This window comes from Chitinophaga niabensis (assembly GCF_900129465.1).
GTDB classification, from domain to species: Bacteria; Bacteroidota; Bacteroidia; order Chitinophagales; family Chitinophagaceae; genus Chitinophaga; species Chitinophaga niabensis.
The window spans coordinates 202,914-226,027 of sequence record NZ_FSRA01000001.1; the positions used below are offsets into that span (position 1 = coordinate 202,914).

Annotated in this window: 22 protein-coding genes and 1 riboswitch; of the genes, 14 read left to right on the forward strand and 8 right to left on the reverse strand. The window is 45.6% G+C overall.

Translation table 11 applies throughout. The features are described from left to right. The first annotated feature begins 2 nt into the window (after nt 1–2). The gene (fabF, locus tag BUR42_RS00845) at nt 3–1,244 is read left to right on the forward strand and encodes a beta-ketoacyl-ACP synthase II (RefSeq protein ID WP_074240365.1); all 1,242 of its coding nucleotides are present in this window, start codon (nt 3–5) and stop codon (nt 1,242–1,244) included. 61 nt (nt 1,245–1,305) lie between these two features. On the opposite strand, the gene BUR42_RS29710 is transcribed toward fabF, so the two are convergent. Further along, the gene (locus tag BUR42_RS29710) at nt 1,306–1,467 is read right to left on the reverse strand and encodes a hypothetical protein (protein WP_159442186.1); all 162 of its coding nucleotides are present in this window, start codon (nt 1,465–1,467) and stop codon (nt 1,306–1,308) included. 68 nt (nt 1,468–1,535) lie between these two features. Between BUR42_RS29710 and BUR42_RS00850 the strand changes: the two genes are divergently transcribed. The 5 genes from BUR42_RS00850 to BUR42_RS00875 all read left to right on the forward strand — a co-directional run bounded on the left by BUR42_RS00850 (nt 1,536) and on the right by BUR42_RS00875 (nt 9,319). Beyond that, entirely contained in the window at nt 1,536–2,450 is a 915-nt protein-coding gene (locus BUR42_RS00850; protein ID WP_074237290.1) for a glycoside hydrolase family 43 protein, read from the forward strand. Between the two features lie 24 nt (nt 2,451–2,474). Continuing rightward, nucleotides 2,475–3,011, forward strand: coding sequence for an RNA polymerase sigma-70 factor (locus BUR42_RS00855; RefSeq protein WP_084185262.1), 537 nt, complete (start codon nt 2,475–2,477; stop codon nt 3,009–3,011). A 58-nt stretch (nt 3,012–3,069) separates the two neighbouring features. Continuing rightward, the gene (locus tag BUR42_RS00860; RefSeq protein ID WP_074237291.1) at nt 3,070–4,209 is read left to right on the forward strand and encodes a FecR domain-containing protein; all 1,140 of its coding nucleotides are present in this window, start codon (nt 3,070–3,072) and stop codon (nt 4,207–4,209) included. 83 nt (nt 4,210–4,292) lie between these two features. Beyond that, a complete protein-coding gene (locus BUR42_RS00870; protein WP_200798195.1) occupies nt 4,293–7,808 on the forward strand; it encodes a SusC/RagA family TonB-linked outer membrane protein in 3,516 nt (1,171 codons plus the stop codon). 11 nt (nt 7,809–7,819) lie between these two features. Further along, complete coding sequence (locus BUR42_RS00875; RefSeq protein WP_074237292.1) at nt 7,820–9,319, forward strand: SusD/RagB family nutrient-binding outer membrane lipoprotein; 1,500 nt, start codon at nt 7,820–7,822, stop codon at nt 9,317–9,319. 38 nt (nt 9,320–9,357) lie between these two features. On the opposite strand, the gene BUR42_RS00880 is transcribed toward BUR42_RS00875, so the two are convergent. Beyond that, complete coding sequence (locus tag BUR42_RS00880; protein ID WP_074237293.1) at nt 9,358–9,798, reverse strand: Hsp20/alpha crystallin family protein; 441 nt, start codon at nt 9,796–9,798, stop codon at nt 9,358–9,360. Nucleotides 9,799–9,992: 194 nt separating this feature from the next. Then, a riboswitch (TPP riboswitch) is annotated at nt 9,993–10,094 on the forward strand. Nucleotides 10,095–10,159: 65 nt separating this feature from the next. Here BUR42_RS00880 and BUR42_RS00885 point away from each other — a divergent pair. The 6 genes from BUR42_RS00885 (at nt 10,160) to BUR42_RS00910 (ending at nt 16,953) form a co-directional block, all read left to right on the forward strand. Continuing rightward, complete coding sequence (locus BUR42_RS00885; protein ID WP_159442187.1) at nt 10,160–11,215, forward strand: serine hydrolase domain-containing protein; 1,056 nt, start codon at nt 10,160–10,162, stop codon at nt 11,213–11,215. Between the two features lie 164 nt (nt 11,216–11,379). Beyond that, a complete protein-coding gene (locus tag BUR42_RS00890) occupies nt 11,380–11,712 on the forward strand; it encodes a four-helix bundle copper-binding protein (protein WP_074237294.1) in 333 nt (110 codons plus the stop codon). A gap of 141 nt (nt 11,713–11,853) precedes the next feature. Further along, the gene (locus BUR42_RS00895) at nt 11,854–12,387 is read left to right on the forward strand and encodes an RNA polymerase sigma factor (protein ID WP_074237295.1); all 534 of its coding nucleotides are present in this window, start codon (nt 11,854–11,856) and stop codon (nt 12,385–12,387) included. Between the two features lie 61 nt (nt 12,388–12,448). Further along, nucleotides 12,449–13,384, forward strand: a complete 936-nt coding sequence (locus tag BUR42_RS00900) for a FecR family protein (protein ID WP_074237296.1) — start codon at nt 12,449–12,451, stop codon at nt 13,382–13,384. Between the two features lie 12 nt (nt 13,385–13,396). Next, the gene (locus BUR42_RS00905) at nt 13,397–16,066 is read left to right on the forward strand and encodes a TonB-dependent receptor (protein ID WP_084185619.1); all 2,670 of its coding nucleotides are present in this window, start codon (nt 13,397–13,399) and stop codon (nt 16,064–16,066) included. Between the two features lie 2 nt (nt 16,067–16,068). Beyond that, the gene (locus tag BUR42_RS00910) at nt 16,069–16,953 is read left to right on the forward strand and encodes a DUF4249 domain-containing protein (RefSeq protein ID WP_084185266.1); all 885 of its coding nucleotides are present in this window, start codon (nt 16,069–16,071) and stop codon (nt 16,951–16,953) included. Between the two features lie 2 nt (nt 16,954–16,955). Here the strand turns inward: BUR42_RS00910 and BUR42_RS00915 are convergent, their stop codons facing one another. Next, nucleotides 16,956–17,738 (reverse strand): mechanosensitive ion channel family protein, encoded by a 783-nt coding sequence (locus BUR42_RS00915; protein ID WP_074237299.1) that lies wholly within the window; start codon nt 17,736–17,738, stop codon nt 16,956–16,958. A 244-nt stretch (nt 17,739–17,982) separates the two neighbouring features. On the opposite strand from BUR42_RS00915, the gene BUR42_RS00920 reads away from it, so the two are divergent. Then, a complete protein-coding gene (locus tag BUR42_RS00920) occupies nt 17,983–18,270 on the forward strand; it encodes a hypothetical protein (RefSeq protein WP_234979584.1) in 288 nt (95 codons plus the stop codon). Here BUR42_RS00920 and BUR42_RS00925 read toward each other — a convergent pair. Next, nucleotides 18,267–18,902 carry a class I SAM-dependent methyltransferase gene (locus BUR42_RS00925; protein WP_074237301.1) on the reverse strand — a complete coding sequence of 212 codons (636 nt, stop codon included), beginning with the start codon at nt 18,900–18,902 and terminating at the stop codon, nt 18,267–18,269. The genes BUR42_RS00920 and BUR42_RS00925 overlap by 4 nt on opposite strands. A gap of 96 nt (nt 18,903–18,998) precedes the next feature. On the opposite strand from BUR42_RS00925, the gene BUR42_RS00930 reads away from it, so the two are divergent. Then, nucleotides 18,999–19,706 carry a Crp/Fnr family transcriptional regulator gene (locus BUR42_RS00930; RefSeq protein ID WP_074237302.1) on the forward strand — a complete coding sequence of 236 codons (708 nt, stop codon included), beginning with the start codon at nt 18,999–19,001 and terminating at the stop codon, nt 19,704–19,706. Here BUR42_RS00930 and BUR42_RS00935 read toward each other — a convergent pair. From BUR42_RS00935 to BUR42_RS00955, 4 genes are all read right to left on the reverse strand, one after another. Further along, entirely contained in the window at nt 19,699–20,445 is a 747-nt protein-coding gene (locus BUR42_RS00935; RefSeq protein ID WP_074237303.1) for a YoaK family protein, read from the reverse strand. The two genes, BUR42_RS00930 and BUR42_RS00935, sit on opposite strands and share 8 nt — an antisense overlap. Nucleotides 20,446–20,484: 39 nt before the next feature. After that, on the reverse strand, nt 20,485–21,081 hold the full coding sequence (locus BUR42_RS00940; RefSeq protein ID WP_074237304.1) for a methyltransferase domain-containing protein: 597 nt from the start codon (nt 21,079–21,081) through the stop codon (nt 20,485–20,487). A gap of 236 nt (nt 21,082–21,317) precedes the next feature. Next, complete coding sequence (locus BUR42_RS00950; RefSeq protein ID WP_074237306.1) at nt 21,318–22,598, reverse strand: hypothetical protein; 1,281 nt, start codon at nt 22,596–22,598, stop codon at nt 21,318–21,320. Between the two features lie 39 nt (nt 22,599–22,637). Continuing rightward, nucleotides 22,638–23,054: a winged helix-turn-helix transcriptional regulator gene (locus tag BUR42_RS00955; RefSeq protein WP_074237307.1), complete on the reverse strand. Its 417-nt coding sequence runs from the start codon at nt 23,052–23,054 to the stop codon at nt 22,638–22,640. Between the last annotated feature and the right edge of the window lie 60 nt (nt 23,055–23,114).

A 23,114-nucleotide genomic window follows, 5' to 3' on the forward strand; every position in this document is an offset into this window, starting at 1 on the left:
CTATGAAAAGAGTTGTTGTAACAGGCCTTGGAGCCGTAACCCCGCTTGGTAATGATGTGAGCTCCTTCTGGGAGTCTTTAACAGCCGGTAAAAGCGGTGCGGCCACTATTACCCGTTTTGATGCTTCCCGTTTCAGAACACGTTTTGCGTGTGAGCTGAAGGGCTTCAATGCGGCGGATTTTATTGATAAAAGCGAACTGCGTAAAACAGATCCATTCACACAATATGCCCTCGTAGCTTCTGACCAGGCCATCAAAGATGCAGGCCTGGATTTTTCCGGTATGGACCCTTTTGCTACCGGTGTGATCTGGGGCTCAGGACAAGGTGGTATGCAAACATTTGAAGAGCAGGTAACGGAATATGTAGAAGGTGGTTTCAACCCGCGGTTTTCTCCTTATTTCGTTCCCAAGCTGATCACCAATATGGCATCCGGCATGATCTCCATGCAGCATGGATTGATGGGCATCAATTACACTACCGTTTCTGCATGCGCCACTTCTAATACCGCCATTATGGATGCATTCAATTATATCCGTCTGGGTAAAGCGAAAGTGATCATCACAGGAGGTTCCGAAGCGCCAATAACGCCTGCTTCAGTAGGAGGGTTCTGTGCCATGAAAGCAATGTCTGTGAGGAATGATGATCCCGCTGCGGCTTCCCGGCCTTTTGATGTGAACAGGGATGGATTTATAATGGGCGAAGGAGCTGGTGCTTTGGTACTCGAGGAATACGAACATGCCAAAGCACGTGGTGCAAAAATATATGCAGAGGTTGCAGGCGCGGCCATGACGGCAGATGCTTACCATATGACCGCTACACATCCTGAAGGACTGGGTGCTTTGCAGGCGATGAAGTTTGCTTTGGAAGATGGCGGCCTGAATGCAGAAGAGGTGAACTACCTCAATGCACATGCTACTTCTACGCCTGTTGGCGATCTGAGTGAGATTGCAGCCATCCGTAAAATGTTTGGCGACACAGCAGGTCATTTGCATATCAGTGCCACCAAATCCATGACAGGGCATTTGCTGGGAGCGGCGGGAGCCATAGAAGCGATTGCGAGTGTGATGAGTATTGTTAAAAGTGTGATCCCGCCTACGATCAATACAACGGAATTAGACCCTGCTATTCCTGCGGAGTTACAGATCGTGTTAGGTTCGGCTGTGGAAAAGGAAGTGAAGGTAGCGATGAGTAATACCTTTGGGTTTGGGGGACATAATGGTATTGTGGTATTTAAGAAGATTTAAAGAACATTAACACGCGCCCATAAAAAAGCCCCGATGAATAACCGGGGCTTTTAATTTTTTATCAGCTGCCTCTGGCACCGCCTGTTTTAATAGGCTTCTTTGAAATATTTGTTTGTTTGCCCGGCTTCAAAAAGGAAGAGTTGTTCACCCCCGGCGTATTGTTCTTGCCCTGCTTATTATCCCTTTTGCCGCCTTTCTTGTTACTGTTATTTAATAATGACATAGCTTTTAGAATTGGTGCAAAACAAATATAGCAAAATTTTGCAGTGATATTCTGCTATCTTTATTTGCATGAATACCAGGTATTTATTTTCCCTGCTGCTCTGTTCCACGCTGGCAGCCAATGCCCAGACCCTCACCAACCCGGTGCTGGATAAAGATTTTCCCGATCCCACGGTGATCCGCGTCAATGGAAAATACTATGCTTATGCCACGCAGGGCCGTGGTCACATACAAGTGTCCGTTTCTGAGGATCTGCAGCACTGGAGCGATCCGGGGGATGCGCTCCCGGTAAAGCCCGTTTGGGCAGATAAACATTTCTGGGCGCCGCATGTACTCTATGATCCCTCCATTCAGAAATATGTATTATTCTATTCCGGGGAATCTACGGATACTACAACCGGCAAATGTCTTGGTGTGGCTTATGCCACGCAGCCGGAAGGGCCATTTACAGATAAAGGCTCTCCCCTGATCTGTGGAGAGGGCTTTGAGCATATAGATCCCATGGCTTTTATAGACCCGCAAACGGGCAAAAAGCTGCTGTACTGGGGCTCTGGTTTTAAACCGATCAGGGTGCAGGAAATGAAGGACGATTGGTCTGACTTTAAACAGGGGTCCAAACCGGTGCCCGTTGTTTGGCCGGGCAGGGAAAAGAATTATACGCGGCTGATAGAAGGCGCCTGGCTGGATTATCATGCAGGGAAATATTATCTCTATTATTCCGGCGATAATTGTTGCGGGAAGGATGCGAACTATGCCGTGCTGGTATCAAGAGCGGATCATGCGGAAGGGCCTTTTGAAAGTCATGGGGTGATACTTGAAAAGGATAGTGTTTGGCTGGCGCCGGGGCATAATTCTGTTTTTAAAGATGCCCAGGGGAATGATCATATCGCGTATCATGCTATTCACCGGCAGAAGGGGGGAGGGAGAGTATTTTGTATCAGTTCCCTGGTATATAGTAATGGATGGCCGGTGGTGAAGCCATAAAAGTAATTGCTTAACTTGTGTATCATGAGGGAGTCTGTTTTCCGGATGAATACGTTGGCAGCGGAAGCGCTGTTCAGGGAATATTATACCCGCCTCTGCCACTTTGCTTATCAATTCACAGGCGATAAAGAAGCGGCCAAAGACATTGCGCAGGAAGCATTTGTTAATTACCTGGCGCAACAGGAGCGTGTTTCCGACCATCCTGTGGCCATTAAAAATTTCCTCTATTCTTCTATCCGCAATGCCTGCCTGAATGCACAACGCCATGAAAAAGTGGTGAAGAAGTTCGCGGAGCAAAAAGCCGCAGAGCCTGCTGTGGATGCCAGCGTTGTACAAGCTATAATTAAGTCTGAAGTATCAGGCGCTATTCACCAGGCGCTGCAATCCCTTCCGGAAGAATGCCAGCGCATTATCAGGATGGGATATATTGATGGTTTGAAGAATAAAAAGATCGCGGAATTACTGGATATCAGTATCAATACCGTTAAAACCCAGAAAAAAAGAGGTTTGCAGCTGCTCCGGCTGCGCCTGCCGCCTGAATTGTATACTTTTTTCCTGTAGGGGATATTTATTTTCCATCCTTTTCACCCGTTTTCCTCCCTTGCGTTTCTTTACTTACATGGAACCCGCAGAACTGATCATTAAATACTTTAAAGGAGAACTCAGCACTGTTGAAAAGCAGGAGCTGGAAGCATGGCTGGCTGCGGATGAACAGAACAGGGCGCTCCTGGAACGTTTTCGTGATCAGCGGCAACTGGCGGATGACATGGCATTCTTTGATGGAATAGATGTAACGGCAGACTGGGAAGCAGTAGCTGTTCGTGCAGGATATGATACCAGCGCACAACCCAAACGCCGCAGGATGGTTCTTTGGAGTGCGGTAGCTGCCAGTATCTTACTGGCCACCGGCCTGCTCACTTTTAAAAAGGAAACGCCGCCTGCACCATTGGTAGCAGCAAAAGTGAACGATATACAACCGGGCAGCAATAAAGCGGTATTGCAACTCGCAAACGGGCAGACAGTTACACTGGGCCGGGCTGATACCTCGCTGGATGCAGACGGTGCAAAGATCAGGCAACAACAGGGTGCATTGGTATACAAAGGAAAAGAAGAGGCCGCAGCAGCCGTACAATATAATACGCTCAGCACTCCCCGCGGCGGACAGTTTCAACTGGTACTGGCAGATGGCACGGCGGTATGGTTGAATGCCTCCTCCTCCATCCGCTTCCCTACACGGTTTGAAGGTAAAGAGAGGATTGTGGAGTTAACGGGAGAAGGATACTTTGAAGTAGCAAAAGATCAACACAAACCATTCCGGGTAAAAGTGAATGGGGTGGAAATAGCCGTATTGGGCACGCACTTTAACGTGATGGCTTACCAGGGCGTTACCAAAACAACACTGGCAGAAGGGTCCGTAAAGATACAACTGGCAGATAACCGTTCATGGTTGCTGAAGCCAGGCCAGCAGGGTACCGTAAAGGAAAACCAGGAAGTGAATATTGCAGCCACCGATGTGGAAAAAGCATTGGCCTGGAAGAATGGCTTGTTCTATTTTAAGGACGATGAAATAAAGGATATCGTAGCACAGCTTGCACGCTGGTATGATGTAGACATACAGCTCAAGGGCACGATACCGGCAAAACAGATCAGTGGTAACATCCGCCGCCAGGCCACTTTATTGCAGGTGCTGGAAATGCTGAACTATGTAAGCGGGGCTAAATACACCCTCGATCAGAAAAAGGTAACCGTTAGTTTTTAACAGATCAACCAATATTTACTCATTCGCTTTTAATCAAAAGTAATCAGATGATGAAAAAAATGACTTTCGCAAAGCGGGCGGGGATGCTACGTGTATTACTCCTGCTCCTCATCTGCATGCGTGTATCTGCCACGGCATATACACAGCAGCAGATCTCCTTATCTATGCGCAATGCTTCACTGGAACAGGTGTTTGCCGCCATCAAGCAGCAGACCGGTTATTATTTCCTGTACAGCAACGACATTGTGAAGAAGGTAGGCAAAGTAAATGTAGATGTAAAGGATGCCAGCATCGATAAGGTATTGAAAATTTGCCTGGCCGGCCAGCCGCTGACGTACAAGATCATTGATCAAACTATCACCATCAAAGAAAATGCACCGGAACCACCGGTATTGAAAACGAAATCTGTAGCAGCAGATACGGTGATCACGGGAAAGGTAACGGACCAGCAGAATAATCCGCTGCCGGGTGTAAGTGTTGCTGCAGAAGGTACTTCGCAGGGTACGGTTACTAACGCGGAAGGGAACTTTTCTTTTCGTTTACCATCCGGTGCCCGCGCAATTGTTTTCTCTTTTATGGGGTTTACACCACAAAGAGTGGAAATAGGCAGTAATACAACACTGGATATTAAACTCGCAGAAAACGCCAAGTCCCTGAACGAAGTAGTGGTAACAGCACTGGGTATTAAAAGGGAAACAAAAGCATTGGGATATTCTGTAACCGAATTAAAAGGCTCGGAGCTTTCACAAGGTAAAGAAGTGAATGTGGCGAATGCCCTCTCCGGTAAAGTAGCCGGTATACAGGTGAGCCGGGCTGCTTCCGGCGCAGGCGGTTCTTCCAAGATCGTGATCCGTGGTAATAACTCTTTGCAGGGGAACAGCCAGCCATTATATGTGATTGACGGGGTACCTCTGGATAACCAGAACATCAAACCGGCCAGCAGTACTGGTGGTATTGATTATGGTGATGGTATCTCCAACATCAACCCTGAGGATATTGAAACCATTTCCGTACTGAAAGGGCCCAACGCTGCCGCTTTATATGGCCAGCGGGGAAGTAATGGCGTTGTGCTGATCACTACTAAAACAGGCCGTTCCGGTAAAGGATTAGGTGTGCGTTTCGGTTCTGACCTTTCAGTAGGCTCTGCTTTGGTAACTCCTGATTTCCAGGATGTATATGGCCAGGGCCTGAATGGTGATTTTACACACTTCAGGGTAACGGATGGCAGGATCGTTACGATGGCAGATGCCAAGGCACAGGGTTTACAGGGCATGCCTAAAATGAGTGCCGGCCGGGACAGGATCACGCGGAGTAGCTGGGGCGCTAAAATGGAAGGGCAGGAGTATGAAGACCAATGGGGGAATATCCTGAAGATGACTCCACAACCCAATACCTACAAAGATTTCTTCAACACAGAAAAACAACTGATCAATAACCTGAGTGTGGATGGTGGTACGGATAAAGTGAATTACCGTTTCTCTTATTCCAACACACATGTGAACGGATATGTGCCTACCAATACACTGGACAGGAATACTTTCAATCTCCGCACACAGGCAAACATCACGCCTAAGCTGCAACTGGATGCGAAAGTGAATTACATCTTCCAGAAAGGGCAGAACAGGCCTACTTTATCTGACGCCTCGGATAACCCGGCTTATCTCTTTATCAGCCAGCCCAGGAGCATGCCGTTGAGTACACTCGCTGCATATACCTGGACGGCACAGGATATTGCCAGGCAGTTTGGTTACAGCGGCGTGGCAGTTGGCCAGGAGAAAACATATGCTACCAACAGCTCTACTGCCAACCCCTACTGGACGATCAATAATACCCGCAATACTGACCGCAGGGACCGTATCATAGGCATGCTACGTTTGTCTTACGATTTCACTAAATGGCTGAAACTTTCTGCACGCGGCGGTACGGATTATTATACGGACCAGCGTTTGCGTTACAGGACCATCGGTACCTATCAAAGCCAGAACAGGAATGGTGATATGGAAGAACAGGTGATGCGGGTGCGGGAAGATAATTTCGATGTATTGCTGAGCAGTAATTTTAACCTGGGTAAAGACATCACATTCGGTTTGAATGCAGGCGCCAGTCACCAGCAACGTTTCATGCGTTTAACGGGTAATACCGGCAGGGAATTCATTGTGCCGAAATTGTATGTGATCAACAACACCCTCACTAACAGTTACCTGTTCGATTTGCAGGAATCAGAGATCAACTCTGTATATGCCTCCGGCCAGTTCGGTTTCCGCAACTACTGGTTTGTTGATCTCTCTGCGCGTAACGACTGGTCTTCCACCTTATCCCCTAAGAACAATTCTTTCTTCTATCCTTCCGTGAGCACCAGTTTGATACTTACAGATGCACTGGATATCCAGAGCGATGTACTGAGCTTCCTGAAAGTAAGAGGTTCCTGGGCACAGGCGGGCAGTTCCGGTAATCCTTATCAGCTGACCGGTTCTTACAGCCTGGACCAGTTTACACATGGTGGTCAGCCAATGGCTTCTTTCTCTTCCACCATCCCTGATCCTAATCTGAAGAATGAATTAACCACGTCTGTAGAATTTGGTGCGGATGTACGTTTGCTGGATAATCGCCTGGGACTAAGTTTCACTTATTATAACGCTTCCACCAAAAACCAGATCCTGGATGTGCCTTTACCGCCTTCCGCAAAATTCGAGTTCCGCCGTATCAATGCCGGAGAGATCCGCAATAAAGGAATCGAATTAACACTGAGCGGTACACCCCTGAAACTGGATAACGGTTTTACATGGGAAAGCTCCTTTAACCTGGCCCGTAACAGGAATATGGTGGTATCCCTTACAGAAGGTGTGGAAACCTTCCTGTTGGGGGCAGACAGAGGGGTGAATGTATTAGCGCAACCGGGTAAACCTTTCGGTGTACTGGTGAGCAATGGTTTTGCCTGGCTGAAAGATGAACAGGGCCGTCGTTTGATCGATCCTGCCACCGGGTTGCCTTTACGTACCTCCGGCAGGGTGCAGGTGGAATTGGGAAATGTAATGCCGGACTGGACGGGTGGTTTCTTTAACAGCTTCCGTTATAAAGGATTTCAGTTAACCGGGCTGATAGACATCAGGCAGGGCGGTATGTTGTATTCCCAAAGCAACCGGGAAGAACTCATTTTTGGTACAACAAAGAAAACATTAGCAGGCAGAGATGGTACTTATGTGGCTTCCGGTGTGGTAGCTGCAAAAGGTACGAACGGAGAATGGACCGGCACCGGGCAGGCTAATACCAAACAGGTGAAAGCGCAGGATTACTGGAACGTGGTAGCGAACGATAAAGAAAGCGTAGTATCTGAAGAAATGATGAACGATGCAAGTTATGTGTCTATGCGCGAGATCAGTTTAGGTTACCAGCTGCCCTCATCGCTGCTGGCGGGTAAGTTCATCAAAAGAGCTGCTATTGGTTTATACGGCAGGAACCTTTTCTACTTCCAGCGTAAAACAGATGGTTTCTCTCCGGAGGCAGCAGCTTTTAATGTGAACAATTCATCGCTGGGGCTGGAATCCACTTCATTGCCTATGATGCGCAATTTTGGTGTTAATCTGAACATTGAGTTTTAAAAACAAAGACAATGAAATATCCTACATATATCACGGGCTTGCTGCTGATACTGCTGGTAAGCTGTACCAAAGATTTCGAGGAAATGAACGTGCCACCTACTTCCGTTACGGATATAGATGCAGGCCTGTTATTATCCAAAGTGCAGAAAGATGCTGCATTTGTGGAAGGGAACGAACGCGCCAATATTGAATTCGGTTCCTGGATCCAACATTGGGCAGGAGGGCAGGTAGCACCGGTTTCCCGTTATATTCAACAGCCTACAGACGGCGTATGGTCTGCACACTATACTTTATTACGTAACCTTGGGCAGATCAGGAACCAGTCTTTGAAAGGGAAAGAAGATGATCCCACCGGCAGAACAAAACTGGCCATTGCACGCATTATGGAGATCTCTGTATGGCAAAGGCTCACAGACCTCTTCGGGGATATTCCCTTTTCCGCTACCACAGAAGATGCAGGGGATGTGAACAACAAGCCAACATACGACAGTCAGAAGGATGTGTATACCAAACTGATCGCAGACCTGGATGCTGCTATTGCTAAACTGAATGCAACAGACCTTTCTTATGGGAATGCTGATTTCTATTACAAAGGAAGCGTGGATAAATGGAAACGTTTCGGTAATTCCCTGAAGCTGCGTTTAGGTTTACGCATCCGTTATGCGGATGCTGCCCTGGCAGAGAAAACAGTAAGGGAGGCCATGGCACAACCTTTACTGGCCAGTAATGCAGATAATGCTGCGGTACCTACATTCAATAATGCACAGACCACCAATGCACATCCTGTACTGCAGCAATTCATTGGTGGCAGTTCTGACCTTCGTTACCTTGCTGCTGCCCTGGTCAATACCCTTAAAGCGAAAAAGGACCCACGCCTGCCATTGATCGCAGAGCCTTCTGTGACTTCAAAAGCTGCGGGCACACCGGATTATTTCGGAATGGGCGTTGCATTAACGGATGCACAATTGCTGGGATTGATCAAAGACAACTTTTCCACTGCGGCCATGAGTACTTATTTCAACCGCACCCTGGCCACACCTATTCCCTGTTATGTATTCACCTATGCAGATGTTAGTTTCTTTAAAGCAGAAGCGGCATTGGCGGGATGGGGTGCTACCGTGGCAGATGCCGAAACGTTTTACCAGGATGGTATCAAAGCAGCAATGGCCATGTTGCCCTATAACATTACTACGGTACCGCCGGCTTATGTAACTGCGGAGTTCTCCTTTGCAGGACTTACGGAGCAGCAGAAGCTTGAAAAGATCATGACGCAGAAATGGATCATGTTGTTTGGCCGTGATTATGAAGCATTCTCAGAATGGAGAAGAACAGGGTATCCTGTGCTGACACCCGGTGCTAACCAGGGTTCTACCAATGGCACCATTCCACGCAGGGCAGTGTATTCTTCTCTTGAAGGCCTGCTGAATTCCACGAATTACAAAACTGCTGTGGCTAACCTCACCGGAGGAGATAATTATACATCCAGGGTGTGGTGGGATAAAAGACCATAAAATAAAAAGAGGCGGTATCTGAAATACCGCCTCTTTTTTTAATTGATAGCAATCTCTTTTGTTGCTTTCGTTTGCGCTTCGCTTTTGGGAATACTGAGCTTCAATACACCATCTGCGTAGCTGGCGCTGATCGCATCATCCTTTGTATTGTCCGGCAGTCTGAAAGTGCGGGTGAAAGAACTGTAACTGTATTCTCTCCGGCTGTACTGTTTGTTATTGCCATTTTCAGATGACTCCTGTTTTGATTCCGCATTGATGCTTAATACATCGTCATCTACCTTGATCTTGAAATCTTCTTTCTTAAATCCCGGCGCTATCACATCTACGCTGTACTGTTTATCATCTTCGGAAATATTCACAGCCGGTAGTGACTTTGACTGTCTTCCATTCTCAAAAGGGAAGAAGCTTTCCAGGTTAAAGAAATCACGCCATGGGTCGTATGCTTTCAGACCCTTGTCGGTCCTTTCCAGATTTTTCATATGAACCTCCTTTTTTAGAAAATTTACCGGAAAAACCAGGCCAGCGCCATCCTGCCTATCAACTATGATCTAATATGCACGGTATGTAGAAAAACGTGGAAATAAATTCCTGCTAAAACAGCTGTAGCTGCGGATTGTATTGATATTCAACCACCTGTTTTTCTGGCACAATTATTTATATATAGTATGCAGAAGTTTCTTAGTAAGAGGTGGTCTGACACCATGCAGACCTGAGATCATACTCTTAATGACCTGATCTGGATAATACCAGCGTAGGGAACAAGAAACATTCAGAGGCTCCGGCAATCCCGGAGCCTTTTTTATGCATGCAACCTTTGGAGAAAGGTATCGTCCTTATAACATGAGATACCTTATACTATTATTGCTGATATCCTCTGCTTCATACGGGCAAATGAAGTACTTCTCCGGTAAACAGCTTGATAAATTCCTGAAGGTACAGATGAAGTCCCTGGGCCTGCCCGGGCTCTCCATTGCCGTGATCAGGAATGGGAAGATTGTTTACCACAGGGCTTTGGGCGTAACCAATACAACTACGCCTGCTAAAGTGGATGAGCAGTCTATCTTTGAAGCGGCTTCTTTATCCAAGCCTGTTTTTGCTTACCTGGCATTGAAAATGGCAGATAAAGGTTTGCTGGACCTTGATAAGCCCCTGTATCAATATCTCCCTTTTCCTGAGCTGGAATATGATCAGCGTTATAAACTGATCACAGCCAGGATGGTGCTGGACCATACAACCGGTTTTCCCAACTGGCGCTGGTTTGATCTGGCGGATCCTGCACGGCAGATCAAACGGGGCGATATGTATATCAAGAAAGATCCCGGGACTTTCACCTATTCAGGAGAAGGTTATCATTACCTGGCTAAAGTACTGGCCCATTTGAACCATTTGCCGCTGCATACGCTGGATTCCGTCTTCCGGCAGGAAGTAGCTGTTCCTTTGGGTATGCAGTATGCCTGGTTCACTTATAATGATTTTATGGGGCAGCATAAAGTAACAGGGCATAAAGATGGTAAAGTAGAAGGAAGAAGATGGCCGATGGCATTCCCTGATGAAGATTCCACTTCCTTTGGCGCTGCCGGGAAATTACATACGGAGGCAGTGAGTTATGCACACTTCCTGATAGGATTGATGAACGATGAAACACATGCGGAAATGTTTAAAGCGCAAACATCCGTTCCTGAAAACTATAATGAAGGTGTGGTTGCCTGGGGATTAGGCCTGGCTATAAGACCTACAAAGTATGGTATTGCTTATCAGCATGGGGGAAACAACGGTAATTTCCAATCCGGCTGCCTGTTCTATAAAGAGAAGAAAAGCGGTTACGTGTTCTTCACAAACTGCAATAAAGGCGATGTGTTTAACGAAAGATTGCAGGTGTTTTTAGAGATCTTATAGTTGTTATTTTGGCACAATTATTTCTATATAATTATCAGAAGTTTCTTTGGAAAATGATATGGGTCAAACCAACATAAGAAAAAGAGATCTTCAAAGTCTCCGGAATTTCCGGAGACTTTTTTTATGGGCATAGTGTTTGTTTTTTTGAGGTAAAAGCATACGTTATGAGTTACCATCAATATGAAGCATGCATAAATGCCTGTTTAAGATGTGCCGCCATTTGTAATCATTGTGCCACCGCCTGCCTGGAAGAAGATGATCCTAAAATGATGGTGGCATGCATCCAGCTGGATATGGAATGCGCTGCCATTTGTTATGCCACAGCGCAGGTGTTGAGCCTGGGTGGTTCCCAATCTACAATGCTGGCTGCTATCTGTGGAGACATTTGTGAAACATGCGCAGATGAATGCAGCAGGCATGATAATGATCATTGCAGGGAATGTGCTGCTTTTTGCAGGGAGTGTTTAAAAGAATGCAGGGCCATCAGGAACCGTTAAATGGAACTTGCAGACATCATCATTGAAAAGATCAGGAAAGAGGAGCATGAAATAAAAGATAAAGGGCAACCTGCTGCAAAAATGTACATATCTGTTAATAAAATGAGTTTAGTATCTTAGCTGCCAATTGCTTACGCCCACATGGCAAAACCTGACTTAGAACTATGGCAGCAGATACGCTCGGATGACCTGGAGGCATTCGGTGAACTATATGAACGGCATTGGGAAATGTTGTTCGAAGCTGCCTATCGCAGGCTGTATGATAAAGATGCTGCCAAGGATATTGTGCAGGAGGTGTTCATCTACTGCTGGCAGAAAAGAGACCAGATCCATATTACGGACTCCGTTGCCGGCTATTTAAGTACGGCCGTACGATTCAAAGTACTCAACCACCTTAAGTCGGAAAATACCCGCCTGAAGTATGAACAGCAGGCCGGAGCAGTATTGCCGCAGGTGACGCATATCCCCAACCAGGACCTCCATAACAGTTACCACCGTGAGCTGGAAAAACTACCCCCTAAAATGCGGGAGGTATTTATGGACAGCCGGGAAAGCGGACTGTCTATTTCCGAGATCGCGGAAAAACGCGCTTTATCTCCACAAACAGTTAAGAATCAACTATCCGGCGCCTTAAAGAAACTACGGGAAGGCCTGGGGAATTTCTTCATGGAATAATTTTTTTCAACCGGCATAGTACCACTGCTGGTTGAGTATTGTCTATTAAACGTAACAGCACATGAACAAGCCGGAAGAGCATATCATTCAATCTTTGCTGGAAAAGCATGCACTGGGTATCTGTACCCCGGAAGAGATTGCCGTATTGCATGAATGGTATGATGCTTTCCCTGATAAAGGCCCTGCCTTTGCAGACGAAGAGGAAAAGAAGTATTGGAAGAACGATATAAAGACTGCTGTGATGGATAACATCCAGCCCTGGAAAGTGAGGAAGATCAATTGGTGGCAGATAGCTGCCGCCGCGGTAGTGGTTGTAGCTGTAGCTACTTTTCTGCTGAAACCCTGGGAGCCGGAATACATTGGTGTAATGGCACCAAAGGGAAAAGGCGTGATGAGGATTGAACTGCCGGACAATTCCATCGTGTGGTTGCAGGCAGGCTCTACCCTACGTTACGAAGGCCGGCATGTGGAATTGATCGATGGGATAGCAGGCTTCTCTGTAGTACAGAATAGTGATGAACCTTTTACAGTGCGTACTGTTTCCGGGCTGAATGTAAAGGTATTGGGCACTGAGTTCACCGTAAAAGCATTGAAGGAGTTGCCGGATGTGAAGGTGTATGTGGAATCAGGGGCAGTGCAGATCTCAGACAGCAGCAATGCAAATATTGCAGTGTTAAAAACGGACCAGCAGATCGTATATAATATTGCCACGCATCAGTTTATACAGGATAGTGTGCATGCTGCTGAAGAGGCCAGGTGGAAAACGGGAGAATATACATTGGATAATGCTCCTTTTGCAGAACTGGCCAGGATATTAAAGGACCAGTTCGATACAGAGATCAGGTATAATGAAAGGATAATGGCGCCTTATCGTTTCAATATCAGGATTACACCCGTTTCAACGTTGCCGCAGATCCTGGATATGCTGCACGAGATCAGCGGAGTGAACTATACCATTAACGGAAATCATGTTATCATTACAGGCGTAAGCCAATAACCTATGTACTTTATGGATTGCATAACGAACCGGCATGCCGGTAAGGGGAAAGTATTGTCACGATCATTTAACCTAAGCATGTTGCTGTGTCTCTTTCTGAGCTGGCACACTACTCAGGCGCAGGATAACAATCCCCGCCTGAGTATTAACATCCCTGCCACTACATTGGATGTGGCACTGCGCATGCTTGAACAGCAAAGCAAAGTGCCGCTTTCCTATGAGAACACCCGTGTGCGGAATATACCTGTAAAGGCCCGCCATTATACAGGTACGCCACTGGAAACAATTTTAAAAGAGCTACTGGAAGAAACGAAGATGACCTTCCTGAAAAAGAACGGTAACATACTTATTGTACCAAGACCAAGGCAGCCTGGTACACTCAGCGGGTATGTGGAAGATCAGGCCTCCGGAGAAAGATTGATCGGGGTATCATTAGCAGTACCGGAATATCAGGCTGGTACTACTACCAACAGCTTTGGTTTTTTCAGTATCACTATTCCTGCGGATAGTATCCGGATCAGGCTTTCTTATATCGGTTATCAGCGTGTGGATACCATGATCCTGCTGAGTGCAGATACCCGCCTGAATTTTAAGTTAGTGCCTGACAGGAGATTGCTGGATGTGGTAACGGTACGTGCTGCCAGGGAAGAGCGCATACAGGAAACTTCCCAGATGAGTATGATCAATCTGCCTGCAAGCCAGATTGCGGCGATGCCCCGTTTTTTCGGAGAGGCCGACCTGTTGAAAACATTACAGTTATTACCGGGTGTAAAACAAGGTGCAGAAGGTACCAGTGCAATACTGGTGCGTGGTGGTACACCTGATCAGAACCTGATCCTGCTGGATGGTGCGCCTTTGTATAATCCTTCACATCTGCTGGGTATATTTTCTACTTTCAATACCAGTGCACTGAAAGATGTTACTTTATATAAAGGCGCATTTCCTGCGAGGTATGGTGGCCGGCTTTCTTCCGTAGTAGATGTATCTACAAAGGACGGAGACATGCGTGAGCTGCATGGTGATGTTTCTATTGGCCTGCTGGCTTCGCAGGTAACAGTGGAAGGGCCTGTTAAAAAAGACAAAACATCCTTCATTATTTCCGGGCGCCGCACTTATTCAGACCTAATTGCCAAGCCCTTTATAAAGAACAGCTATGACAGGGAGATCGATAAGTTCGTCATGTATTTTTATGATATAAATGCCAAAGTGCAGCATGTGATTTCTGATAAAGACAGGTTGTTCTTTAGTTTATATCATGGCCGGGATAAAATGCGGGTGTCAGAAAAATTAGAGGTGAAGACCCCTGATAACTATCGCAGCGCATCAGATCTGCTGATACAATGGGGGAATACTACAGGCACCGTTCGCTGGAACCACGTTTTCTCCAAGAACCTTTTTGCGAATACGATGCTGCTGGGCTCCCGCTATCAGTTTAAAACAAACACTTATAATGAGAACCTCTACCAGGGAGAATTTATTGCAGACAAACTGCAGCTGAATTCCGGTATCCAGGATTATGGTGCCAAGATAGACTTCGATTACAGACCACGCCCTGCACATTCTATACGGATGGGATCGTCTTATATGTTCCGTGTATTTACACCCGGCACCATCCGGAAAAGGCAAACGGAAAACGGAACAGTGATCCTGGATTCGCTCAGTGATAACCGCAACATACATGGCTCTGAAATAGACCTGTATGCAGAAGATGACTGGACCATTCATAAGAAATTCAAAGTGAATGCCGGGCTGCATTGGAGTGCATTTCTCGTGCAGGGACGTTTCTATAATTCATTGCAACCCAGGATAAGCATGCGCTACCTCTTACCTGGCGACTGGGGCCTGAAAGCTTCCTATACGAGAATGACCCAATACATCCACCTGCTGGCGAATAACTCTATTACATTACCAACAGACCTCTGGGTGCCAGCCACAAAAAAGATCTTACCCCAGCAGGCAGATCAATATGCGATAGGTATAGCACGGAATGTTTTTCGTAACAAATTTGAGTTCTCTGTTGAAGGGTATTACAAGCGCATGCAGAACGTGATAGAGTATAAAGAAGGAGCGGATTACGTTACCAGCAGCAGGAATGAAACCTGGCAGGACCAGGTGACCAATGGAACAGCAGAAGCTTATGGCCTGGAAGTATTACTGCAAAAGAAAACCGGGCGTTTCACCGGATGGATGGCATATACCTGGGCATGGTCCTACCGTATTTTGCCTGAAGTGAATTTCGGCAAAAAGTTTCCTTATAAATATGATCGCCGCCATGATCTGCATCTCGTAGGGATGTACAAACTGCGGAAGAATATTGAGCTAACAGGTGTATGGACCTACCAAAGTGCACAACCTTTTACTGTACCACTGGCAGAATATGAAATAGTACAGGACCCGGTACGTTATGCTAACTGGTATACCTCCAACAACAGCATTGAATATGTGAACGGCAGAAATAACGTTCGCATTGCCTCTTATCACCGGTTGGACCTGGGTGTTAATTTTATCCGCCACAAACGGAATGGTAACATCCGTACCTGGAATGTAAGCATTTTGAATGCCTATAACCGGAAGAATGCCTTTTTCTATATGCTGGATATTGCTCAGGGTGGGGAAGCACAGCTAACAGGTACAACACTTCTTCCCATTATGCCCAGCTTTTCATATAACTTAAAATTCTAAACATGCGTTACTTACACTATATACTTTTACTGTGCATGGCCACCTGCTTTTGGGCCTGCGAAACAGAGGTGGTTGTTAAAATTCCTTCTGAAGCCAATAAACCCGTGATCAATGTACTGATGAATAAAGACAGCATCATTTATGTAAGGCTCACTTTGTCCGGCACGGTCGCGTATAGCAACACGTTTCATGATATCACAAATGCGACAGTGCAGTTATTCGATAATGGCCAGTTAAAGGAAACATTAACACTGCGCAAGGTAGGCTTGTACAACTATTTTTGCAGTACTACCAAAATGGAGGCAGGGCATACTTATAAAGTAAGGGCTGATGTAGACCATCTGGATGTGGCTGAAGGTACCGATGTGGTGCCGGACAGTGTTGTGATCGGAGAGCTGAAACGCATTGAAGTGCCAATTAATGCTGTAGATATGGACAACAAAGTGATATTACAACTGCATGATAAAGCAGGAGAAAGGAACTATTACAGGATACGCATTTTTGGCGCTTTCGTTGGAGCTGCCTGGCCGGATACTACCCCCATTATCACGAAATATGGCCGTCCTGCTTCTATTAAATCAGATGATCTTTCATTTGAGCTTTTTGATGAGGGTGAAAATGAAGCGATCTTTATGGACGATAAGTTATTTGATGGCAGAAGCCCCCGTTTTGTGTTTAACCTGGAAAGTAAGTCTCAGATACAATATCTTATTGTGGAAGTAAGCAGCTTAAGCTATGATAGTTACCGGTATCTGAAAACATCTTACCTGGCGGTGCGAAAAGTAGATAATCCCCTCACGGAGAAAGTACTGGTGTTTAACAACATTAAGAACGGTTTGGGAGTGGTAGGCGGTATAGCCCAGAGAGAATATATACTGCCGAGATAATGCTACATACCGGGTAATTTAATGCCACCCTGCTTTAATGCAGCAATCACTCTTTCATGTAATTCAAAACGGGTTTCATCATATAAATCACTGTCCACCCATGCATATACCACCAGCTTCCAGCCATCAGGTTCCAGGCCTGATACGCTTACGACAGCTGGTGGTTCTCTTGTAAGGTTCGTCATATCTACTGCTTCTTTCAATATCAGTGGTTTTACCTGTTCCAGGCTGTAAGCATAACTGAGCTTCAGTTCAATATCTATACGCCTGTTGGAAGACCGGGTTTGATTGATGATCACTTCATTCGATAATTTCGAATTAGGAATGATCACGTATTTGTTATCAGCTGTGATGATAATGGTGTTAAACAGCTGTACCGAACTTACTTCTCCCGTTTGCCCCTGCGCAACAATAACATCGCCGGCTTCATAAGGTTTTAACAGCAATATCAATACGCCGCTGGTGAAGTTCTGCAAGGTACCGGAGAGTGCCAGGCCTGCTGCTACGCCAATAGCACCTACCAGGGCAGCAAAGATGGTCATCTGGATATTGAGGAACTGGATCACGCCTAATACAAGCCCTATTTGCAATACTGCAGCTATCAGGCCCGTGAGGAATGGTTTCAGGGTATCGTCTGTACCCTTCTTATGCATTTTCCGGAGGAAGTATCTTTTGATCAGCAGGATCAGCCATTGCCCGCCAATTAAGATCACTATGGCCAGTACGATCCGGAGGCCATGCAGTTCTATCCAGTGATAGGCATTTTGTAACATCTGTTCGATCATGCCTTATACAATGGAAATATTATGCCAGTTAATCCCTGGCGAAAAGTGATATTTTTCAATTATTTAATTGCAAATTGTCATCTATAGCGGGCGTTTTCAAAAGTACCTTTGTTGTATGAAGGGATCAAATGGCCAAAGGAAATCCGGATTTTTTACCAGTATCTTAAATAATAAATGCCCCAGGTGCAGGAAAGGAAAATTATTCAGAACAGATAACCCCTATCAGTTAAATCATGTCCTGGATATGGAAAAACACTGCCCGGTATGCGGGCAGGAAACGGAGCTGGAGGTTGGTTTCTGGTATGGTACCGGTTATATCAGCTATGTATTGGCGGTATTCTTTTCTGCACTTAACCTGTTATGGTATTGGCTGATATTCGGTATTACCTGGAAAGATGATAGTATTGTCTACTGGCTGATCGTCAATGGAATCCTGCTTGTTTTATTTATGCCTGTACTTATGCGTTTATCCCGGATGGTATACCTCAATTTCTATGTTTATTACGATCCTGAAACGGATAAGCCGGATTAATGGGAAGCTTTTATCCAGTATTTTAAAAGATGGCCATTTGTTGAAGCTGCTAACTGATAACCTCCGGGTGCTTCTTCATCAGAATTGTGATAGGTGACAAGCCTTGTGCCTGCCGGCATTTTTTCCAACTGATCATAAAGGAACCTGTTATATTGATCGTAGAGATGCCTGGAATAGGTGAGCTGATCATCTATTTTATCTGTTCCCGGCAGGTTCTCGTAGAAGGAATTAAAGAAATAAAAATGATCGAATTGCGAAAAGTCGAGATGCAGCAGGTTGCCGTTCAGGAATGTGACATTGTTAAGCCCCAGCATTTCTTTTGTGATAGCGGCGCAATATACCAGGTCATTCCGTTGCTCTATCCCATAAAAGGAGGCTTCCGGATGGTGGTATGCGCCAGTTAAACAGAATTTCCCGGGCCCGCTTCCTATATCCAGTATCTTATCTCCGGGGGAGGCTGCCAGGAACATGGCTGCCTTTTTTGCTACTTCAACCGGTGTCCAGTGTAATGGAGCCAATTCTTTTATATAGGGAGGATAGAGGCTATTGAAAGCTTCATCTGATCTGAACCAGCTGTCTGTACCGGAGAGGACGGGTGATAATTGCTGCCATGCCGGATCGGTGTTCTTCATACCGCAAAGGTATTACCCGGAAAAATTTCCTGCAGTATACTTTATCACTTCAAAAAGTGAATTTTATCAATTACAAAGGGACTAACTTTGATCATTATGAGCATCAAAGGTATTTTCCCAATAGATAAATGGGATTTCAAAAGTGAGTCCATCCTGATAGATCTGCCAAAGGAAGATTTTGATCTGCTGATGGCTCACAGTAATGAAAAGCTGTATAAAAAGAACGAAATACTTTTTAGAGAGGGAACTTATGCTTCCGGCATTTTTTACCTTGTTAAAGGAAAGGTGAAGAAGTATAAGGTGGATGAAGAAGGGAATGAGCAGATCATATACCTGGCGCATACAGGTCAGCTGATAGGTTATCATGGCATCTTTTCAGGGGATCACTACCTGGACTCCGTAGGGGTGATGGAAGATAGCCGGATCGTATTTATACCTAAAGAGGATTTTTTACGAACACTGCAGCGTTCCTCTATATTTAGCAACCGCCTGTTAAAGACACTAAGCCATGAATATACGGTGCTAACAAATAGCCTTAGCGTGCTTGCTCACAAGACCGTAAGGGAAAGGCTGGCATTACAACTGGTGGTGATCCGTGAAAAATATAAAGTATCAGGTGCTGAAGGAAAGCCCATTGAAGTGAATATCAGCAGGGAAGACCTGGCTAACCTTGTAGGCACGGTGAGGGAGAATATTGTGAGGATATTGACGGAGTTTAAGGAAAGCAATATCCTTGAAACGAAAGGAAGAAAGATAATCATCAAGGATGTAAACAAGCTGATACAGATCGCCAATTTCAAATAGCAGGTGTTTGCTTTTCCCGTACTTTATAACGGCGCATGAATTTATTGAACCTTATCCGGAAAGTATCATAGAATAAAGCGATTACCAGTACGGCAGCCGGCAGGTAGAAAGTATAGTATTTAAACCTGAGCCAGATATATCCGCCAATGATCCCCCCGGCAAGAAAGAAACCTATAATAATAAGATGCAGCGTTATTTTGTTTTTAACCCCGGCAGCATTTTTATGGGGAGTGGAAATGAGGGCGTAGAGTTCTATGCCAAGGTCTGTAAACATCCCTGTTAAATGTGTTGTTCTTACAGTGTTCCCTGAAATAGTAGATACCAGGGCATTCTGCATGCCCATGGCAAACAAAAGACTGCCGGCGAAGTATTCTGTTTTCAGTATAGAGTGATCAAAAGTATATCCAAAGCCTGCTGCAAACAGTAGTATTATTATTTCGATGATAATGGGTAAAGCGTGTCTTGCGATTTTACTGCGCCCTGTTCTTCCTATGCAGAAACTGGAGAAGAAAGCGCCTGCAAGAAAGAGAAAAAGCCATAACGCAACCATGCGGGCGGCACGCAGATCGCCCGTTGCCAGTTTTTGGGCCAGCAACCCGGCATGACCTGTAACATTGGTTGTTAAAACAGAAAAGGCAAATAGACCTGCTGTATTCACCATCCCGGCAGTAAAACATAACAGCGCAGCTAATCTGACGTTGTGTTTAAAATTCCTTTTTCTTCCGGTATGTCGCAGCATATATTTCAGTTATTGACTATCTGCAAACAATTCGTTCCTTTATCTTTTTATCCACATCTTCAGGTTAAGATCAAGTGTAGCATCCACCAGCTGGTAACAAGGTGGTACTTCATCCTCCAGGCTGTGGAAGGTTACCAGTCTTGTGCCATTTCTTTTGCCTTCTAATATTCTATAAAGATAGCGTGAATAGTAATGATATAATTCTGTGGAATAAGGTAATAATTGATCAATGTGCCCGTCGCTGACGAGGTTTTCAAAAAAGGCATTGTAAAAATAGAAATGATCAAAACGGGAATGGTCAAGCTGTGTAAGATTTCCAAAAAGGAAGCTCACATTTTTTATGCCGGTTATTCCTTTAGCGGACAGGGCAACCTGGTGAAGGTCTTTCCTTTGTTCTATGCCATAGAAGTAGGATTCCGGGAAATGACAGGCACCGATAAGGCAAAATTTTCCTGCACCACTTCCTATATCCAGGATTTTTGTCCCGGGTTCAGCCGCCAGGAACCGGGCAGACTTTTTGACGATCTCCATGGGCGTCCAGTGTTTCCCGGATAATTGGCGGATCCTCTCAGGATACAACTTGTCAAACTCAGTATCACTTATTTGCCATAGCGGTTCTGATATATTTTTATTCATAGCTTATCTGTCCTGCATGCTGCGAAGTTAAAAGCAGGCGGCTTCCTGATAAGTGATATTTGTCAATTTTCAGAACGAAATAAATGCTTATGACGGGATAAATGCTTTGGTAGGGCCAGGTATGGAGAAAAGATGTGGAGGGCGGTTTCAAAAGTTTTGACTTTCCATGATTGCGGAACATGCACAAGAACTGAAATAACCCCAGGGTAATTACCTCCCGGGGGTGTCATCGCAGCCTATTTGGTGAGGTCTGCAATGGTAACAGGGTTGCTGAGCAATGCCCCAAACTTTTCCCAACGGGCGCTGTCCCCGATATATTTTTTAACAAGGTCTAAACCGTAGTTGTAATTGATCACATAACTGCGGTTGTTCCTGATAAAGCTGATGGATTTGATGGCAGATTCCTTATTCAATAAAGTATAGTCCATGAGCCAGCGCAATGCTTCTTCCTCTTTCATATTTCCGCTGAGCAGGCCGCGGGCCACTTCATTGCGGGAGTAGTTCAGTTCTCCTTTGATGGCGAGGGCTTTGAAATAGAGATCGAGATCTGTACTGTCCAGGCCGGCTAAGGGTAATAGCACACTGCGGGTGTACACATTCTTTTCTGTGCCGGGGAATGCTAATTCAATGCCGTAGTTGGCACTCCCTTCTGCAATGAGGGACTGCGGGCTGAATAAGGGATAGAGGGAAATTTCCACCCATCCTTTATCGCGGTAGAGGTTCTTTTCCAGCATCATGTTATACACATGATGCCCGGGATAACCTTCGTGGCAGGCAAGGTCTATGGCTTTTTCAATAAAGATCTGAAGGTCTTCGCTGATCTGGATGAGGCTGTTGTAATTGCCTTTGTACCAGTTGTAGCCGGACCATGATTTGCCGGTTACATATTCCAGGGAAAAGTTTTCATGTGCAGGAAGCTGGTAATGTTCCAGTGTACGTTTGCGGGCTTCTGCGATAGCCGTTTTGAAAACAGTGTCCAGTTTATCTTTAGGAATAATGAATTTATTGGCCAGGCGCTGGAACTTGTCCGCCACAGGGCCTTTGCCGGGTAACAGGCTATCCATTGAAGCAATGAGCGTTTTGAAATGTGCTTCGGGATATACAGGAGCTGTTACACCAAAGAGTTCTATGGATTCTTCATCGAAGGGTTTGAGTTCTCCTGTGAAGATTTTTATCCTTCTGCCGAATGCAGTGAGTTGTTGTATGATCCAGTTGGCGCGGATGCGGGTAGTGTCGTTTGATACCTGATCTGCCAATGTTCCCAGCTCTGCTTTCAGGATGTCTACAGAGGCGAGCAGGGAGTCTTTGGGAAAGGTGTCACTTTTTGTTTTTGGTTTTAATGAGTCCGGCCCATAGTAAGCATCCACAAAAGAACTATCATATTGCCCGATGGTTAAACCAAGGCGTACATATTTTTCTGCGAGGGCATCGAGCTTGTGCTGCTCTGTTTGTTTCTCTGAGTAATAATTACAGGATGCAAAAAGGATGATGGCTAAGAAAAGGAATTTTGCTTGCATATATGCCGCTAGGTTTTTATAGTATAAATATATCGCTTTTTACAACTGCTTTTTCAGGCGTGCGGTATATGTTTTAATGGTGCCTGCCTTGTCTTTCTTCAACTGGGCAAGGAGGTTTTCCGGTTTAGTGCTGGTGCCTTCAAAGTGTTTGCTGCCCCATAACACCATTTCGGCGATAAGGGGGATCAGGTCTATTGCTTTTTCCGTAAGCGTATAAATGAATTTGGACCTGTGTACCGGGGAGACCTTCTTTGTTACAAGGCCCTGGGATTCCAGCAGTTCAAACCTGTCCGCCAGGATATTGGTCGCTATTTTTTCATCAGATGCCGTGCATTCTCCGTAGGAGGATTTCCCCTCGAAGATCATATCCCGGAGGATGAGCAACGTCCACTTATCCCCGAAGAGATCAAGAACGTTGCTGATAGGGCATACTGACCTTGTTTTAACCTGTTTCATACACTACTTGCATTTTGCAAGTGATTTATATTACCTTAGCACTTGCAAAATACAAGTGCT

Coding starts and splice junctions, on each gene's coding strand:
- BUR42_RS00950 (WP_074237306.1), bottom strand. CDS start 22,598: ATGCAAGCAAAATTCCTTTTCTTAGCCATCATCCTTTTTGCATCCTGT.
- BUR42_RS00955 (WP_074237307.1), bottom strand. CDS start 23,054: ATGAAACAGGTTAAAACAAGGTCAGTATGCCCTATCAGCAACGTTCTT.
- BUR42_RS00850 (WP_074237290.1), top strand. CDS start 1,536: ATGAATACCAGGTATTTATTTTCCCTGCTGCTCTGTTCCACGCTGGCA.
- BUR42_RS00910 (WP_084185266.1), top strand. CDS start 16,069: ATGCGTTACTTACACTATATACTTTTACTGTGCATGGCCACCTGCTTT.
- BUR42_RS00900 (WP_074237296.1), top strand. CDS start 12,449: ATGAACAAGCCGGAAGAGCATATCATTCAATCTTTGCTGGAAAAGCAT.
- BUR42_RS00940 (WP_074237304.1), bottom strand. CDS start 21,081: ATGAATAAAAATATATCAGAACCGCTATGGCAAATAAGTGATACTGAG.
- BUR42_RS00915 (WP_074237299.1), bottom strand. CDS start 17,738: ATGATCGAACAGATGTTACAAAATGCCTATCACTGGATAGAACTGCAT.
- BUR42_RS00855 (WP_084185262.1), top strand. CDS start 2,475: ATGAGGGAGTCTGTTTTCCGGATGAATACGTTGGCAGCGGAAGCGCTG.
- BUR42_RS00890 (WP_074237294.1), top strand. CDS start 11,380: ATGAGTTACCATCAATATGAAGCATGCATAAATGCCTGTTTAAGATGT.
- BUR42_RS00885 (WP_159442187.1), top strand. CDS start 10,160: ATGAGATACCTTATACTATTATTGCTGATATCCTCTGCTTCATACGGG.
- BUR42_RS00860 (WP_074237291.1), top strand. CDS start 3,070: ATGGAACCCGCAGAACTGATCATTAAATACTTTAAAGGAGAACTCAGC.
- BUR42_RS00905 (WP_084185619.1), top strand. CDS start 13,397: ATGGATTGCATAACGAACCGGCATGCCGGTAAGGGGAAAGTATTGTCA.
- BUR42_RS00925 (WP_074237301.1), bottom strand. CDS start 18,902: ATGAAGAACACCGATCCGGCATGGCAGCAATTATCACCCGTCCTCTCC.
- BUR42_RS00895 (WP_074237295.1), top strand. CDS start 11,854: ATGGCAAAACCTGACTTAGAACTATGGCAGCAGATACGCTCGGATGAC.
- BUR42_RS00920 (WP_234979584.1), top strand. CDS start 17,983: ATGGAAAAACACTGCCCGGTATGCGGGCAGGAAACGGAGCTGGAGGTT.
- BUR42_RS00875 (WP_074237292.1), top strand. CDS start 7,820: ATGAAATATCCTACATATATCACGGGCTTGCTGCTGATACTGCTGGTA.
- fabF (WP_074240365.1), top strand. CDS start 3: ATGAAAAGAGTTGTTGTAACAGGCCTTGGAGCCGTAACCCCGCTTGGT.
- BUR42_RS29710 (WP_159442186.1), bottom strand. CDS start 1,467: ATGTCATTATTAAATAACAGTAACAAGAAAGGCGGCAAAAGGGATAAT.
- BUR42_RS00930 (WP_074237302.1), top strand. CDS start 18,999: ATGAGCATCAAAGGTATTTTCCCAATAGATAAATGGGATTTCAAAAGT.
- BUR42_RS00935 (WP_074237303.1), bottom strand. CDS start 20,445: ATGCTGCGACATACCGGAAGAAAAAGGAATTTTAAACACAACGTCAGA.
- BUR42_RS00870 (WP_200798195.1), top strand. CDS start 4,293: ATGCTACGTGTATTACTCCTGCTCCTCATCTGCATGCGTGTATCTGCC.
- BUR42_RS00880 (WP_074237293.1), bottom strand. CDS start 9,798: ATGAAAAATCTGGAAAGGACCGACAAGGGTCTGAAAGCATACGACCCA.